This window comes from Actinoallomurus purpureus (assembly GCF_024055795.1).
GTDB classification, from domain to species: domain Bacteria; phylum Actinomycetota; class Actinomycetes; order Streptosporangiales; family Streptosporangiaceae; genus Actinoallomurus; species Actinoallomurus purpureus.
Window position 1 is genome coordinate 43,346 of record NZ_JAMXMY010000037.1, and the last position, 13,561, is coordinate 56,906.

The 13,561-nt window shown below is 70.0% G+C and carries 21 protein-coding genes; 3 read left to right on the forward strand and 18 right to left on the reverse strand.

The window, feature by feature from the left end; translation table 11 throughout:
• Nucleotides 1-57: 57 nt before the first annotated feature.
• Both NE236_RS41590 and NE236_RS41595 read right to left on the reverse strand, forming a co-directional pair.
• Nucleotides 58-258: a BldC family transcriptional regulator gene (locus tag NE236_RS41590; RefSeq protein ID WP_252847828.1), complete on the reverse strand. Its 201-nt coding sequence runs from the start codon at nt 256-258 to the stop codon at nt 58-60.
• Nucleotides 259-334: 76 nt separating this feature from the next.
• Nucleotides 335-535 (reverse strand): hypothetical protein, encoded by a 201-nt coding sequence (locus NE236_RS41595; protein WP_252847829.1) that lies wholly within the window; start codon nt 533-535, stop codon nt 335-337.
• Nucleotides 536-773: 238 nt separating this feature from the next.
• Here NE236_RS41595 and NE236_RS41600 point away from each other — a divergent pair, with 238 nt between their 5' ends.
• The 3 genes from NE236_RS41600 to NE236_RS41610 all read left to right on the forward strand — a co-directional run bounded on the left by NE236_RS41600 (nt 774) and on the right by NE236_RS41610 (nt 2,464).
• Nucleotides 774-1,241, forward strand: coding sequence for a hypothetical protein (locus tag NE236_RS41600; RefSeq protein ID WP_252847830.1), 468 nt, complete (start codon nt 774-776; stop codon nt 1,239-1,241).
• A 231-nt stretch (nt 1,242-1,472) separates the two neighbouring features.
• Nucleotides 1,473-1,865, forward strand: a complete 393-nt coding sequence (locus tag NE236_RS41605; protein WP_252847831.1) for a hypothetical protein — start codon at nt 1,473-1,475, stop codon at nt 1,863-1,865.
• The gene (locus tag NE236_RS41610; protein ID WP_252847832.1) at nt 1,862-2,464 is read left to right on the forward strand and encodes a hypothetical protein; all 603 of its coding nucleotides are present in this window, start codon (nt 1,862-1,864) and stop codon (nt 2,462-2,464) included. The genes NE236_RS41605 and NE236_RS41610 overlap by 4 nt, the downstream gene beginning before the upstream one ends.
• A 64-nt stretch (nt 2,465-2,528) precedes the next feature.
• Here the strand turns inward: NE236_RS41610 and NE236_RS41615 are convergent, their stop codons facing one another.
• The 16 genes from NE236_RS41615 to NE236_RS41690 all read right to left on the reverse strand — a co-directional run.
• Nucleotides 2,529-2,822 (reverse strand): hypothetical protein, encoded by a 294-nt coding sequence (locus NE236_RS41615; RefSeq protein WP_252847833.1) that lies wholly within the window; start codon nt 2,820-2,822, stop codon nt 2,529-2,531.
• Nucleotides 2,819-3,076 carry a WhiB family transcriptional regulator gene (locus NE236_RS41620; protein ID WP_252847834.1) on the reverse strand — a complete coding sequence of 86 codons (258 nt, stop codon included), beginning with the start codon at nt 3,074-3,076 and terminating at the stop codon, nt 2,819-2,821. Before NE236_RS41620 ends, NE236_RS41615 begins: the two co-directional genes overlap by 4 nt.
• Before the next feature lie 88 nt (nt 3,077-3,164).
• The gene (locus tag NE236_RS41625; RefSeq protein ID WP_252847835.1) at nt 3,165-3,614 is read right to left on the reverse strand and encodes a hypothetical protein; all 450 of its coding nucleotides are present in this window, start codon (nt 3,612-3,614) and stop codon (nt 3,165-3,167) included.
• Nucleotides 3,615-3,695: 81 nt separating this feature from the next.
• The gene (locus NE236_RS41630; RefSeq protein ID WP_252847836.1) at nt 3,696-4,454 is read right to left on the reverse strand and encodes a hypothetical protein; all 759 of its coding nucleotides are present in this window, start codon (nt 4,452-4,454) and stop codon (nt 3,696-3,698) included.
• Nucleotides 4,455-4,517: 63 nt separating this feature from the next.
• Entirely contained in the window at nt 4,518-5,687 is a 1,170-nt protein-coding gene (locus NE236_RS41635; protein WP_252847837.1) for a hypothetical protein, read from the reverse strand.
• Between the two features lie 409 nt (nt 5,688-6,096).
• Nucleotides 6,097-8,280, reverse strand: coding sequence for a DUF3631 domain-containing protein (locus tag NE236_RS41640; protein WP_252847838.1), 2,184 nt, complete (start codon nt 8,278-8,280; stop codon nt 6,097-6,099).
• A 38-nt stretch (nt 8,281-8,318) separates the two neighbouring features.
• Nucleotides 8,319-9,935: a hypothetical protein gene (locus NE236_RS41645; protein WP_252847839.1), complete on the reverse strand. Its 1,617-nt coding sequence runs from the start codon at nt 9,933-9,935 to the stop codon at nt 8,319-8,321.
• On the reverse strand, nt 9,932-10,570 hold the full coding sequence (locus NE236_RS41650) for a hypothetical protein (RefSeq protein ID WP_252847840.1): 639 nt from the start codon (nt 10,568-10,570) through the stop codon (nt 9,932-9,934). Before NE236_RS41650 ends, NE236_RS41645 begins: the two co-directional genes overlap by 4 nt.
• A 131-nt stretch (nt 10,571-10,701) precedes the next feature.
• The gene (locus tag NE236_RS41655; RefSeq protein ID WP_252847841.1) at nt 10,702-11,094 is read right to left on the reverse strand and encodes a DUF6197 family protein; all 393 of its coding nucleotides are present in this window, start codon (nt 11,092-11,094) and stop codon (nt 10,702-10,704) included.
• On the reverse strand, nt 11,091-11,315 hold the full coding sequence (locus NE236_RS41660) for a hypothetical protein (protein WP_252847842.1): 225 nt from the start codon (nt 11,313-11,315) through the stop codon (nt 11,091-11,093). Before NE236_RS41660 ends, NE236_RS41655 begins: the two co-directional genes overlap by 4 nt.
• Before the next feature lie 11 nt (nt 11,316-11,326).
• A complete protein-coding gene (locus NE236_RS41665) occupies nt 11,327-11,851 on the reverse strand; it encodes a hypothetical protein (protein ID WP_252847843.1) in 525 nt (174 codons plus the stop codon).
• The gene (locus NE236_RS41670; RefSeq protein WP_252847844.1) at nt 11,848-12,267 is read right to left on the reverse strand and encodes an ATP-binding protein; all 420 of its coding nucleotides are present in this window, start codon (nt 12,265-12,267) and stop codon (nt 11,848-11,850) included. Before NE236_RS41670 ends, NE236_RS41665 begins: the two co-directional genes overlap by 4 nt.
• Entirely contained in the window at nt 12,264-12,719 is a 456-nt protein-coding gene (locus NE236_RS41675) for a Pycsar system effector family protein (protein WP_252847845.1), read from the reverse strand. The genes NE236_RS41670 and NE236_RS41675 overlap by 4 nt, the downstream gene beginning before the upstream one ends.
• Nucleotides 12,716-12,901 (reverse strand): hypothetical protein, encoded by a 186-nt coding sequence (locus NE236_RS41680; protein WP_252847846.1) that lies wholly within the window; start codon nt 12,899-12,901, stop codon nt 12,716-12,718. Before NE236_RS41680 ends, NE236_RS41675 begins: the two co-directional genes overlap by 4 nt.
• On the reverse strand, nt 12,898-13,122 hold the full coding sequence (locus tag NE236_RS41685) for a hypothetical protein (protein WP_252847847.1): 225 nt from the start codon (nt 13,120-13,122) through the stop codon (nt 12,898-12,900). The genes NE236_RS41680 and NE236_RS41685 overlap by 4 nt, the downstream gene beginning before the upstream one ends.
• Before the next feature lie 123 nt (nt 13,123-13,245).
• Nucleotides 13,246-13,561, reverse strand: a 316-nt coding sequence (locus NE236_RS41690) for a hypothetical protein (protein ID WP_252847848.1), incomplete at its 5' end; no start/stop codon positions are given.

Consider the following 13,561-nt stretch of genomic DNA (forward strand, 5'->3'; position numbering starts at 1 on the left):
GGTACGCGGCTTCGGGGATTCCGTCGTAAACACCTGGGCTTGTGATCTCGATGCTGGTCATCGGTGCGGGTCGGCGCCGTTCAGGAGGTCTTGGACGGCGGCGGCGGGGTAGCGGCGGCGGCCGCCGGGCGTCCAAATGGAGGGGAGTTTCCCGGCCTTGGCCCAGCGGCCGACGGTCTTGACGTCGACGCGGAAGGCGGCGGCGACTTCGCCGGGTGTCAGGAGCGTCTCGGGCTGGAACGGGGTGGGTTCGGTCATGGGCCCTGTCCTTCCTCGGGTGGTACGGGGTCGAGGTGTGGTGGCCGGCGCGAGGCGGGGAGGCGCCGGGAGCCCGTTACTGCTCGGGCTTGCGGTCGGCGCTGGAGGTGCGGGGCGCGGGGCGCAGCAGGAGGGTTTCGCGGCGGGCGTCGAAGACCCGGGCCATGGCGTTGAGGAGCTTGTCGCTGGGCTGGGTGTGGCCGAGTTCGATGTTCCGGATCGTGTCGGCGTGGCGGATGACGCCCTGGTCGGCGAGCTTCTTGAGGAATTCGTCCATGGAGAGGTCGTGCACTTCGATGCGTAGGCGCCGGATCTCTGTCCCGTCTGCAGGTTGTCTCGCCATGACCGAAACGCTAGTACAGATCTCTACAGATCTCTAGAGTTACCAAGGGGTTTCTCTCAGAGATCTCGTGCAGGTGGGGCCCCTGACTTTTGGGTTATCTCGGTGTAATTTTCCGGAGGCTTACCTAAGTCTGTGTGGACCTGTAGAGATCTGTAGGCCATCATGTGTAAACGTGAGCACCCCGCAAAGCGTCGACCCCGCGCACAAGGCCCGGCTCGCCGAGGCCATCGAGGACCGTGCCGCCCAACCCGGCTGGTCTTACAAACGCATCGCCGACGAAGCAGGCGTGGATGTCGTGACGGTCAACGCCCTGCGCAAGGGGGATTTCAAGAGCCGTCCCTACCGGCGGACCCTGCGCGGCCTTGACCGCGCCCTCGGCCTGGCCGACGGCACCTGCGAGCGCATCCTCAACGGCGAGGAACCGATCAGGCCCCGCGAGGCCAAGAAGGCGCAGAAACCGAGCGCTGAACAGCTACCCAAGGGCGCACTACCCCAAGAGGTCGCCTCGGTGATCGCCGAGATCGAGTCGCTGGAGAACCTCAGCGAGGAGCAGCGAGCCATACTCATCAACACGCTGCTCGCCGCCGCCCATGGCATCCGGGATCAGGCCCAGCGGTTGAACGAGGAGCAGGCGAGCTGACTGAGCCCCTGACCGAAACTGAAGCGCTTCGATAACAACCAGACACCCACGTTTGTTAGTGACATCCCCGTATCCCCCCTTGCGTCCCCTCCGTCACAGTCGTAGGCATATACGGACACAGAGCAACACACTGGTCACGCAGGATCGGCAAATGCGGACGGAACATACCGGCCGCATCCTGGGGGCACCCGATCCAGACGAGCACGTGACCGCACGCGTGAAGGAGCGGGGATGCGCACACCACAACAACTCGCCAGCATCGGCGTCATCGCAGCGGCCTGGGGAACCGTCGCGATCAGCGTCGCCAACACCTGGGACGAACACCTCCACGACGCCATCATCGGCGCAGCGATCTGCATCACCATCGCGATCGTCGCCGTCTCCAACCGCAGCGTCTACCACCGTGACCTCGACATCCTCCGCACTGAGGTCGACACCGCCATCAAAGCCAGCAATTTCGGGCAGGTCCTCGACAAATGCGGGACCCCGTTCCGGCCGGCCGTCCCTGACGGGCCGGTCCGGTCGGTGCCCATCACCGGCGAGAACGCCATCGCCGGTGTCCGCGACGGAACCCTCATCGACCTCAACGCGGTCCGGGATGCGATCCGCCGTAGCGAATCGTGAAGCCCCTGCAGCGCCGCGCGCCACTACCACCGAACTGCTGGTGGATCGTCCGGATCGACCGCCGTCGCCGCCTAGTCGTGATCCTGGACGTGGCCGTCCCGGCCGGGAGCGTGGCCGAGGAGTATCTGACGCGGGCCGCGCTGAAGGCCTGGCGTGAGCACCGCCGGAACGTAGTGCTGTACACGCCGGCGGCGGCACTCGGGGTGATGCTGCTGGTGGGTGCGGCGGGTGTGCTGGTGTTGGTGCTGGCCGGGTCGACGTTGCCTCTGCCTGGGCCGGTGGAGCGGCCGGATGCAGTGCGTCCGGCTCCGGGTCCGGTGTCGCGTGAGGCTGGTAGCCGTCCGGCGGCTGGCCCGCCGGGGAGTGTGTTGGCGCGGCCCCGCTCGAGGGCCATCACGCCGACCTCGCCGGTGGCCTCGTCGTCGCCGGTGTCGGTGGTGCCGGTGGAACGCACGTCGTCGAGTTCGCTGCCGGTCACGGTCGTGGTGCCGCGGCCACGGCCGGTCCGGCATGTGCGTGGGGTGTTGCCGTCGCCGGTGGCCTTGGTGCGGCCGTGTGAGCTGCTCGGCCTGCCGGTGGGTCACTGCGTGCGCAGGTAGACCTCCAGAGACACGAACGCCCCCGGCACAGAATCCCGTGCCGGGGGCGTTCGAATACCTGGGGTCATACGAACGGGTCCTCGGTGTACGCCCGATCCGCGCGGCGGCCACGCCACGACCGCACCCACCCCACCAGCCACGCCACCGGATCACTCCGGCCCGCCTGCGTGATGAGCTGCCGGGCGATCCGCCGCTCGCACCGCTCGCAGTAGTTCGCGTCGCACGGCGGCAGAGGGAACAGCCACCGCGACGCCTTGGATGCCGGCCGCTTCCTGCGGCAAACGTTGCAGATGACGTGCCACTCGGCGACTCGCGTGGTGTCTTGGGTGCCGTCGGGCTGCTGCTCAAAGTCGATCACGACGCCACCGCCAGGCGACGCATCCGCCGGCGCTGCCCCGGGGTGGTGCCGCCCCAGATCCCGTGTCGCTCGTTCCGCTCGAGCGCGCGCTCCAGGCACGCGTCGGTGAGCGGGCAGCCAGCGCACAGCTGCCGGGCGTCCGCCTCGTACGCGAGGCGGGCCACTTTGGTCCTGGGCGCGTCGGGGAACCATGCCTCCGGATCGGCGCCCGGGCGTCTGCAGTTCTGGATCGGGAAGTGGATGATGGTGGACACGGTCTGTCCCTCCAGGGAGTCGATTCCAGGTGAGGGGGAGGCCGCGGCCCCGGTGCGTCACCACCGGGGCCGCGTACGTTCGGGATGGTCAGGCGGTGGTCGGCTTGGGCATCGCCCGGCAGGCGCTCGCGTGGTCGTTGGCATCGTCGCGGGCCTCGTCGCGTTCGCGCGGTAGGTAGTCGCCGGCGTACGAGCGGGAGTCTCGGCCGGACGCGTCGCAGCCCAGGCACTCCCAGGCGAACCCGTCGACCTCGTACGGCTCGACGACGGCGTCCGGCCGGCCCTTCGCCGGGTGCCATCTGGTCTTGAAGCGCTTGGACCGCAGCTCGACGACGGCGTCCGGCCGGCCCTTCGCCGGGTGCCATCTGGTCTTGAAGCGCTTGGACCGCAGCTCGACGACCGCACCGCCGACGGTCAGGAACCGCATCAGGGGCGGATCGCCGTCGGGCTGTGTGGGCTCCTGCTCCACGGTGGTGGTCTGGGGGAGTCGGGTGCCGGTGCGGAACATCGCGCGGCGGGCGAGCATGAAGGCGTCCATCAGGGTTCCTCTCGGATGTCTGGAGCGGCCCCGGTGTTCGCGCACCGGGGCCGCGTACGTTCGAAGTGGGCCAGGAGTTGGTCAGGAGTTGGGCGGCATCGCGCGGCACTCGCCGGCGTGCTCGCGCGCCCACTTCTGGGCCCTGGGCGTGGAGAGCTTTCCGTCCGTGTCGAACTGATCGTTCATCCACCTCTGGTGGTCCCAACCAGCCCCGTTCCACTCCACGGTGTGGGACTCGCCGCACGTCTTGCAGGTCGCGACGGTCTCGGTGTGGTCGGTGCGGTCGCGGTAGCCGGGCCGCGTGACGACCTCGACGGCCAGGTGCGCGTCGCCCAGGGCCTCGCCCACACGCGTGAGGTAGCTGATGACCAGCCGCGGCTTCGCGGCCTCCTCAGCGGCCCGCTGGGCTTCCCTCTTCGCGTCTTCTTTCCGCCACTTCTCCCAATTCTCGGCCTGCCTCTGGGCCTCGGCTCTTTTCGCCTGCTCATCCGCGGCGCGCTTCTGCTCGAGCAGGTCCTCGAGCTCCGCAGCGACGCCGGGCCCTTCGATCTTCCACCGGACCTTGCCTCGGCCCGGATCGTAGTAATGGTTCAGCGACAAGAAGATTTCGTCCGGGTGCCAGGGGAGGGTGAACCAGTGCGTCGGGTCCTCATGCCCGGCGGAGGCCATCGCGGCGGTGAGGGACTTCAGGCGCCGCGCGGTGATCGATGTGAGGACGGAGTCGTCGAAGAGCCGGTACGGCCCGGTTCCGATGGTGGTCGGCTCGGGGATGCTGATCTCGGTGCGGGGCTCTTCGACACGGCCCAGCGCCCGGATGAAGGTGGCGAGCTTGGCGTTCATCAGAAAGTTCCTCTCGGGGTGTCTGGGGTGGCCCGCCGAGCGTCTGCCCGGCGGGCCTGTGTCCTACTGGGCGAGGCGGAGCGGGTGCTCACGCATGCCGTTCAGGAGCGCGGCCGCGGTCTTGTTCCCCGTCGGGTGACCGGCCGCCTTCAGCTGACGCATCAGTTCCGCGACCGCTGGCGGAGTGCCGTGCTCGGTCATGTGCTCGTCGTAGATCTGGCGGGCCAGCTCGTTCCGGTCGACGGGCTTCCCACGGTGCTTCGCGGGTTTCCGCTGGCGCTGGTTCTGGTCTTCCTCACGCTTTCTGGCTCGCTCCTGATCGGCCATCCTGCGGACGTACTCGTTGACGTCTTCCGTGTCCGGGGTCGTGTCCGTGGGTGTGTTCTGAGCCGTGTCGGACACGGGCGGAACCGTGTCGGCGGTCGTGTCGGGCATCGTGTTCTCGACGCGGGCCGGGGCCGTGTCCGACACGGTCTCGGACACGGGTTTCGACACGGTGCTCGACACGTATCGGGTCGTGTCCTCGACACGGTTCCGAGGCGTGTCCGACACGGTGCCCGGAGCGGGTTCCGACACGGTCGGAACCGTGTCGGGGGCCGTGTTCCGGGTCGTGTCCACGACCGTGTCGGACACGGCCGCGCGATCCCGGTGAAGCATGTGCGCCAGGCCCGCGCCAGCGCCCAGAACGAGCACCGGAAGACATGCGACGAGTGTCGTGATCAACCACGGCGCGGACTCCGGAATCGCCGTCGCGGCCTGCTGCACGGTCACGTGGTGTCGCTCCGCGAATGCCGAAACCTTCGCCTCATGCGCGACCTGCAGCAGGTGGTAGGCGATCTGCCCGAGCATCCCCAGGACCAGCGCCGCGATAGCGCTGACCTTGGCGTATCCCTTCGTCGCCTTGCTCAGCGGGGCGTTCGTCAGCCACGCCGACAAGGCGAACGCGGCGTACGCTTCAACGCCGACGGGCAGGGTGATCGCGGAGTTGACGGTCAAGCCGTCCCAGATCCCGGGGAGTGGGTGGACCTTCCCGAAGCCGGTCAGTCCGCCGAGTCCGACCCATCCGGACCAGGTCGCCACGCCGGCCGGTGCGGCGAGCATCGCGAGGGGCCAGCGGCGGGGCCATCGGACACGGTCGTGTCGTGTCATGGTGGCCGTGTCGGGAACCGTGTCCGACACGGTGTCAGCCGTGTCGGCACGGGTCGTGTCGACGGCCGTGTCGGTCGTGTTCATCGTGTCCTCTTTCGTCGTGTCGGGTGGGGGTCAAGCAGACGCCGTGTCGGCGTCGTCGAGGCGGGCTTTGACGTCCTCCCACGGGATGACGGGCTCGCCAGCGGCGACTGCGTCCAGTGCCTGCCGCGCGGCTGCGACGTCGTCATCCAGGGCAGTCCGAGGGGCGTCCGGCATGGTCCCGCAGACTCCTTTCATGTGCGGTGTATCGGCTGGATGGACCTACACGTGTGGGTGCCACGTGTAGGTGCTGTGGTCGCCTGTGTGGGTGTGTGACCTACACGGCCACCGCATCCGGGGGTTGGCCTGCGGAAACGAGGCTTGCGTGTGGGTGTGTGGGGGTCGCGGATACCCCCCGTTTTCGGGGGTCTGGGGCCCGTAGACCCCCTATCCGCGACCCACACGTGTCGGGTCATGCGGCGGGCCACTCGGCGACCTCGTCGGGCACCTCCTGCTCGCCGCGGGCGACCCGCGCGGCAGCGGTTTCGAGGTCATCGCGCGCGTACCCGCGGGCTCGTTTCCCCGCGACGTAGAACGCCTCCGGCAGGGCCCGCACGTCGAGCTGCACGAGCAGCCGCGACAACTCGGTCGTCGAGGTCATGTCAAGCTCGGCGGCGAGCGTCTCCGAATGCATCTTGGTGATGTCAGCCTCGTCGAACGCGGCGAGCGCCCGGGTGAGGATCTCCGGGATCGGCTGGGCCTGGGTCAGCACCCCGGCCGGCGCCGTCTCGGTCGCGTTGGCCGCGCGGGTTCCGATGGGCGGCCACGCCGCGGCATCGCTGACGTCGACCGGTTCCGTCTGGGCGCGCAGGTCCGTGACCGACGGCCAGTCCGCGGCGTTCCCGCCGACCAGCCACAGCGCTGGCCGGTCCGCCACCGGGACGACCTCAGCCGGCTCCGGTATCGCGACCTCCATCGTGGTCGGGGCCTCGTCGACACCCTCGCCTTCGGCCAGCTCACCGAAAGTCCGGCGCATCCGGTCGAGGCGACCGGAGTACAGCCCGGACACGCGGACCGGATTCCGGCCGCCCATGTCCAACTCGAACTCCCCGTCGGCGACCGCCGCCGACGAGGCATCAAGCTCGGGGCGCTGCCGGGCGATAGCGACCGCCGCGCGGGTGATCTGCGACGGCTTCATGTAGTACGCCTTGAACGGCTTCGGCGTCACCGCGCCCGTCGCGATGAACCCCGACCCCTTCCCGGACAGGTCCGCCGGGTCGATCGCGGACCGGTGCTGCCACCCGAACAGGTACGCAAGCTCCTCCTGGTCCTGCACGAGCATCCCGATGCGGACCCTGGACTGCTTGACGACCGCAGGTGCGATCACGTCCTGTGTGGCGCGCAGGCCGGACGGGACGACGTTGACGCCCTCGTTGCCGCCGATCCGCTGGGTCTCCTCGATGTTGCTGCGGACCTGCCGCAGGATCGGGTCGGCGTTCGCTCCGCTGCCCAGAACCTCGGCGCCCTCGTCGACGACGATGACGATCTCTGGCAGGTCCTCCGACAGCTGAAGCAGTTTGCTGTCGGAGGTGACCTTGAACTTCCGGTACGCGGACTTGCGGTGCTTGGCGATGGCGAGCAGCACCGTCGTCATGTACAGCGCTTCCTCGGCCGTGGCCGCCGACCACAGGATCGCCGGGCGGTCGGTGACGCCTTCCAGCCACGGGTGAAGCCACACCTGGGAGATACCGCCGCCGTTCATGTCCAGGTGGCACACCAGCGCGTCCCGGCAACGTCCGACCCCTGCGGTGAGGATGTCGAGGGTGTTGGACTTGCCGGAGCGCTTCTGGCCGACGACGACCGCTGAGTCCTCCCGTAGCTCGACGGTGGCGAGCGAGGAGTTGCGGTGCTCGCCGAGGTCGATCGGGTCGTAGATCGACCGGGGCGAGTAGTCCTCCGGGTAGTCGATCGTCTCGGTCAGCCGGTTCACCGTGGATACGTGGGCGACGAACGTCGCCCGCGTCTGCCCTCGCTCGAACTCGATCCCGCAGCCGTCCGGCAGGTCCGCGTCGGTGGCGAGCGCGTCGGCGAACCCCTGCAGGTTCTTGACGGTCGCTCCGCCGGGCGGGAGCTTGCCGTGCACGTCGAACCCGGCGCCGGTCGGCCACTGCTTGATGGCGGTGACCTCGACGCTGACCTTGCAGACGCGCCGGAACCGGGACTCCCATTCCTGGCCGGTCCGCGCGGCGGAGCGCAGCACGAGCGCCCGGCCGGGCTGGGCGTTGTCGCGGGTGCGGCCCGCCAGCGGTGCCGAGAGCCCGGCGCCGGCCGCGCCCACGGCGAGCGCGGCCAGGCCGTTCGGTTTCCACCATTCGTGGGTGGCCAGGGCCCAGGTGAGCCAGCCGCCGGCACCGGCCCAGCAGCCGAGCCGGTACACGACGGCGCCGGGGGTGAGCGCGTGATGGCGGGCGACCACCAGGTGGCCGAGCGCGCCGCCGACCGCGCCGATCGCACCCCACACGGGGCTGATGTGCGCGATGTCGCTGCCGAGCGCGGCTATCCCGGCCAGCCCGATCGCGGCCTCTGCGGTCGCGGACACGGTGCCGCGGGGGTTCAGCGACAGGTCCGCCTTTCGGGGCTGGGTGGTGGTGCCCACCGGTCCCCTCCTTTCGTTCCGTAGTGGTCAGGGGTTGGTCAGACGTTCCACTTGTCCTCGCCGATACGCGGCGCGGTGCGGCGCTTGATGTCCTCGGCGTGGACGTCCTTGAACAGCTTCGAGATGTCCATGCAGGACACCGCGACCTGACCGAGCGCGGTGTACATGCGGAACAGCGCCTCGACCACGACCCGGTCGAGGGGGTAGGCGGCCTGCAGGGTCTTGGTGTAGGCCTGGACCGCGTTCGCCAGGGCCTCGGGCAGCAGGTGGATCTGCTCGAGGTCCTGGTCGACCTGCCACATGGTCTGCGGCCAGTAGCGGGCGGCGGCCGCTTCGACCTGCGCGGTGGCGTCGGCGAGCGGGAACTGGTTCGTCATCGTTCTCCTCGGTGGGATCGGTTGACCGGGCTCCGGGGTGGAGTCCGGGGTCGGGGTGGCCTGCTGTCGTAGTGCTTCGCTGCGGCGCGTGAAGCAGGTCAGGCAGACCCTGAACGGCAAGCCGTGAAGGACGACTTCTTGGTCCTGGCCCTTGTCGATTCGGCGTCCGCACCACTGGCAGTGCCGGGGCTTGTCGGCCGTGGCCTCTTCGGGCTTCTTCTCGGGCTCGGTTGCGGGTTTCTTGTCGGGATCGGCCGCTGTCTCCTCGGTGGTCTCGTCCTCGGCTTTCTCGGCGCGCTGGCGCTTCCACCGCTCGTGGAACATCGCGAGCAGCGCCAGCAGCCCGGCGGCCGGGGCGGCGAACAGCCGCACGAACGGGTTGTTCGACTTCGACAGGCGGGCGCGGGCCGCCCGCCGCGCGGCGTTCCATCGCGACCACCGGCCGGCGCCGCTCTTACTGCCGCCTGCCGACGCGCCCTTCGCGGCCTGCACGGCTTTCGTGACGCGCTGCCCGGTCTTCGTACGGGCCGCCGCGGCGGCTGCTTTACGGCCGACAGCGTGCGCGGCCCGGCCGAGCCGAGTCTTGGGCGTCCTGACATTGGCGCCGCCGGCACTCGAGCGGCCGCCCGCGTTTCCGGCCGCCCCGCCGCGGTTCCCGCGCCCGGTGGTACCGGACCCAGCCCGGCCGGCGGTGCCCTTCCCAACGGTCTTACCGCCGAGCTTGGATCCGCGGCCGCCGAACAGCTTCGCGCCTTTGCCGCCGAGGGCGGCGCCCGCCTTCCCGAGCTTCGGCCCGGTCCCCTTGCCCAGCTTCGGGCCGCCGCCCTTACCCAGGGGGGTGCCTTTCCCGCCGCCGAGCTTCGCGCCGCGACCCCCGGTCAGCTTCGGGCCCTTGCCCTTGCCGAGCCCGACCGAGCCCATCCGCGCACTCGACCGGCGGCCGCCGAGGCCCTGCCCGCGGCCGCCCTTCCCGAACGGCGAACGGTTTTTCCCGTCGCCGCGGAGCTTGTACATGCCGTACGCCGCAGCGGGCGCGGCCGTGACCACACCGCCAACAGCCAGACCGGCCATCCCGAACGCGTGCCACAGCTCGGCGCCGGCGACACCGAGCCCTGACGTACCGCCGGTGATCCAGTGACCGACCGGGTGACCGCGGTCCTCATCGCCGTTGTCGTCGGATTCGCTGCGGTGCCGGGCCGTGGCCGGCTCCGGGGCGGGCACCCACTGCTGTTCGGCGTCGGGCGGCGGGGTGGGGGGCTGTTCGTTCGTGGTGGTCATCGCATCCATCCGGCGGGGAACAGGGTGTGGGTGAGCAGCGCCGCGCCGGCGGCGATGAGGACCACCGTGGTGACCGCCCACCAGGACGACAGCGTCTTCGGCGCCTTCGGGGGCCGCCCGGACGCTTCGGCGGCCGCGAGTTCGCGTTCGGTGGCGGCGTGGCAGGACAGCACCTCGGCGGCCTGCCCGCCGACCCGCTCACGTGCGAGCACGTAGATCCGGTCGATCAGGTCGGCACGGTCGTGGCGGTCCCGGGTGGCCGCGAGCTTCGCCCACAGGTCCAGCTCATCGCAGGTGGTGATCCATTCGGTGAGGCACCAGAACGCGTACCGCGATCCCTCCTCGGGGTCGATCGCGGCGCGTTCGCTGGCGGCGAGCATCAGCAGCAGCGCCGCGGAGGAGGCGATGGACGTGGCGAGGTCCCGGCCGCCCTCGTCCTCGAGGGGGTCGGGCCCGAACGCAGCGGGGTGGAGACGGGCCATGGCCTGCTCCGCGTCCGCGAACCGGTCGAGCAGCTCGGCGCGGTGCAGGGGGTCGGTGATGGCGTACAGGTCGGCGCTGCAGCGGCCGGCGAACTTGTCGGCGCGCCAGTAGGCGCGGCGGGCACGCCAGCGGTTGAGGTACAGGAGGTTCATGTCGGGTCTCCGGATCAGCAGCTAGCGGATAAACAGCAGGTAGATGAGCCCGACCAGCGCGGCGATGACCGCGACGCGGGCGACGAAGATGGTGAGCGCGGAGCGGACCGGCCCCCACGGGCGCGGCCCTTTCATGCCGCCACCTCCTGCTCGGTGGCGCAGGCACGGAGCGCGGTGATGACCTGCTCGGCCGTACGGTCCGGGTCGTCGTTCCAGCCGCCGACGCCGCAGATGCCGGCCGGGACGCCGAGGTAGGCGGCCAGGACGGCGACGGCGTGGTCACCCGGCTCGCTGAGGCGGTTCGGGGTTCCGTTCGCGGCGATGTTGATCGCCCCGTAGATGTCGACGGCGCACGCGGACAGGGGGAGTTCGATGCCCTGGCGGTGTGCCGCGTCGAGCTCGTCGTAGTCGAGGAAGTCGCCCTGGCACCAGCCGTTCATCTCGATGATGTCGGCGGCGGCCAGCAGGATCTTCTTGTCGGCGGCAGTCAGCCGGAACAGGTCGAGGGTTGTCGCGGTGCTCACGCCGCCACCCCCTCGGCGGCCTCGTCCAAGAGATCCGTGGCCTCGGCCAGGAGGTCGTCGAGGATGTCGGCGGCCGCGTCGCGGCGGGCCGCGAGCTTCTCGGGGGTCTCACCGGGCAGCGTCTCGGCCCACAGGTCCGGGTGGCTGCTGGACAGGATGTGAAGCAGCGCCTCCGGCGTCACGGCAGCGGCCGCGCGCGGGGCGAAAGCGATGGACTGCATGTCGGTGCCTTTCAGGACTGTCGATCGAAGTCGTGTGAGGCGGCGGCCAGCTCGCGTTCGGTGTAGGCGTGGCTGGCCAGTGAGGAGGCGGCCTGCGCGCCGGCGCGCTGCGCGACGTACAGGTAGAGCTGGTTGATGAGGTCCGCGCGTGTCGCCCGGTCCTGGGCGGCAGCCAGCTGTTCCCACGTCTCCACCTCGCCCGGTCGGGAGCCGGGGCGCCGGAACACGGTGGAGTTCGGCGGCCCTTCGGTGAGGGCACGTTCGGTGTCGGCGAGCATCAGCGCCAGGTCCGCTGCCGCGGCGTGGACTTCTGCCATGTCCCGGCAGCCCTCGCCCGGGAGCCGGTCCGGGCCGAACGCGGCCCGATAGCTGCGGGACATGGCCTGCTCGATGTCGGCGAACTGGTCGAGGAGCTCGGCCCGGGTAGCCGGGTCGGAAGTCGTGTACAGCTCGGCGTGGATCTGTACGACCGCGTGGGACGCCCGGGAGTAGGTGCGGCGGGCGCGGCGTCGGCGGAGGAACGCGGTCAGGGTCATTCCGGATCTCCGATCAGGTGGATGCGGAACCAGGCGATCCGGCCGGTGCTGTAGGTCTCCCAGCCGCAGGCCTGCGCGAGCTGGGAGACGATGAGCAGTCCCCGGCCGCCGTCCCGCCCGTGGTTGTCCGGCGGCACCGCCAGGGGCCCGTCGTCGAGCACGACGACCTGCACGTAGTCGGTGTTGTGGCCGACGATGACCCGGAACGATCCGCCGCGGGAGTTGGAGTACTCCACCGCGTTCGTAACGAGCTCCGAGGCGGCGACCAGTACGTCATCCATGTCGACCGGCACCCCGTCGAGTAGCTTCCTGAGCCACTGGCGGACGTCGGCTACGGCCTGGCGGGTCCCGGGGAAGGTCTCCTCGGAGCTATTCGGGAAGCCGGCGGTGGCGGCCAGCTCGTCGATAGCGGTCACGCGACCACCCCGACGACCAACGCCAGCGCGATGACGGCGGCGGCGAACATGGTGAGGTCAACGGCCCGGCGCAGCGCCAGGTACTTCCGATTGACGATCTGCGACAGGACCATCAGGTCCTCCGACTCGACGACCGCCGGGTGCAACTCGGTAAGGAGCCGCTGGATCTGGCCGGGGTCCATGTAGGCGTAGCGACGGAACCCGGTCGAGCCGAGGCGGGGCCGCAGCACGGACAGCAGCGTGATCGTCGCGGCGGCCAGGAACAGCGTCGCAAACCAGGAGCACCACCACGCCGCGTCGTGGTGGGCTTTCCCACCGGTGAGCGTCGTGATCAGGGCGAGCATCCCGGCGCCGGTGAGGGCGGTCAGCGTGCCGCACTTCGCGTCGACGCGGCTGAGCTCATTCCGTACGGCGGCGAGCTCGCTGGTGAGCGTCGTCGCGGTGGGAATCACGACGCGCCGCCCAGTTGGTTCGGTTCGACGGAGAAGAACACGACGGTGTAGTCCGGCCCGATACCGAGCGCCTCGAATGCCTGGAAGAAAAGGTCACGGCGGGTGGCGCCGGTGAGGGGTCCGGCGTAGGTGCGCCGTCCCTCGTTGTTCTGGACGGTGAGGACGACGAAGTACTCGTTCATGCCGCTGCCGCCGGGGTCAGCGCGAGGATCTGGACGGGGGTCATGCCCTCCGGCGGGAGCTGGCCGTGCGCGTCGAGGACGTGCCGCACGTGGATGAGCGGGTCGGCCTCACCGAGCCGGGCAGCGGCGATCGAGGCGCGGGCCGCTTCGAGGAGCTCGAAGTACAGGGCGGTCTGGGCGCCGTGGGTGGTGGTGCCGGCGTCGGGGTGGATAATCGACATGGCGGCCCTCCGGGGTCGTCGAGGTGTGTCTGCGGCCCTTCAGGGGTCGCGGTCGTGGTGGTGAGGGCCGTCCTCCGCGCGTTGGTGGCGTGCGGGTTCAGGACGGCCCTCGCTCGTTGTGTGTTACTTGTTCGCGCAGGTCGGGTAACGGTCGTCGATAGCGCAACGGCGGAACGCCTGCTTAGTCACCGACGCCGGCTGACGCTTGCCCTTCAGCGTCAGGAAGTATCGGCTGGTGCCGTCGATGTGCGCCTTGGCGGTGATGACGCGGGACGTCGTCGCCTTGTGGGTCTTGGCGTGTTTGCCAGGGGATGCGCTGGCGGCGTCGTTAGTACACGCGGCGGCGCCGGCCATCAACGCGGCAGCAAGCACTGCGGTGATCAGCTTGCCCTTCATGTCAACGTCCTTCGGTGAGGAGTCGGCCCGCACGCATCGTGCG

Excerpts from the sequence above, each read along its gene's own strand:
- NE236_RS41590 (WP_252847828.1), bottom strand. The coding sequence starts at position 258 with ATGACCGAACCCACCCCGTTCCAGCCCGAGACGCTCCTGACACCCGGC.
- NE236_RS41595 (WP_252847829.1), bottom strand. The coding sequence starts at position 535 with ATGGACGAATTCCTCAAGAAGCTCGCCGACCAGGGCGTCATCCGCCAC.
- NE236_RS41605 (WP_252847831.1), top strand. The coding sequence starts at position 1,473 with ATGCGCACACCACAACAACTCGCCAGCATCGGCGTCATCGCAGCGGCC.
- NE236_RS41625 (WP_252847835.1), bottom strand. The coding sequence starts at position 3,614 with ATGGACGCCTTCATGCTCGCCCGCCGCGCGATGTTCCGCACCGGCACC.
- NE236_RS41630 (WP_252847836.1), bottom strand. The coding sequence starts at position 4,454 with ATGAACGCCAAGCTCGCCACCTTCATCCGGGCGCTGGGCCGTGTCGAA.
- NE236_RS41635 (WP_252847837.1), bottom strand. The coding sequence starts at position 5,687 with ATGAACACGACCGACACGGCCGTCGACACGACCCGTGCCGACACGGCT.
- NE236_RS41645 (WP_252847839.1), bottom strand. The coding sequence starts at position 9,935 with ATGACCACCACGAACGAACAGCCCCCCACCCCGCCGCCCGACGCCGAA.
- NE236_RS41650 (WP_252847840.1), bottom strand. The coding sequence starts at position 10,570 with ATGAACCTCCTGTACCTCAACCGCTGGCGTGCCCGCCGCGCCTACTGG.
- NE236_RS41660 (WP_252847842.1), bottom strand. The coding sequence starts at position 11,315 with ATGCAGTCCATCGCTTTCGCCCCGCGCGCGGCCGCTGCCGTGACGCCG.
- NE236_RS41665 (WP_252847843.1), bottom strand. The coding sequence starts at position 11,851 with ATGACCCTGACCGCGTTCCTCCGCCGACGCCGCGCCCGCCGCACCTAC.
- NE236_RS41680 (WP_252847846.1), bottom strand. The coding sequence starts at position 12,901 with ATGAACGAGTACTTCGTCGTCCTCACCGTCCAGAACAACGAGGGACGG.
- NE236_RS41685 (WP_252847847.1), bottom strand. The coding sequence starts at position 13,122 with ATGTCGATTATCCACCCCGACGCCGGCACCACCACCCACGGCGCCCAG.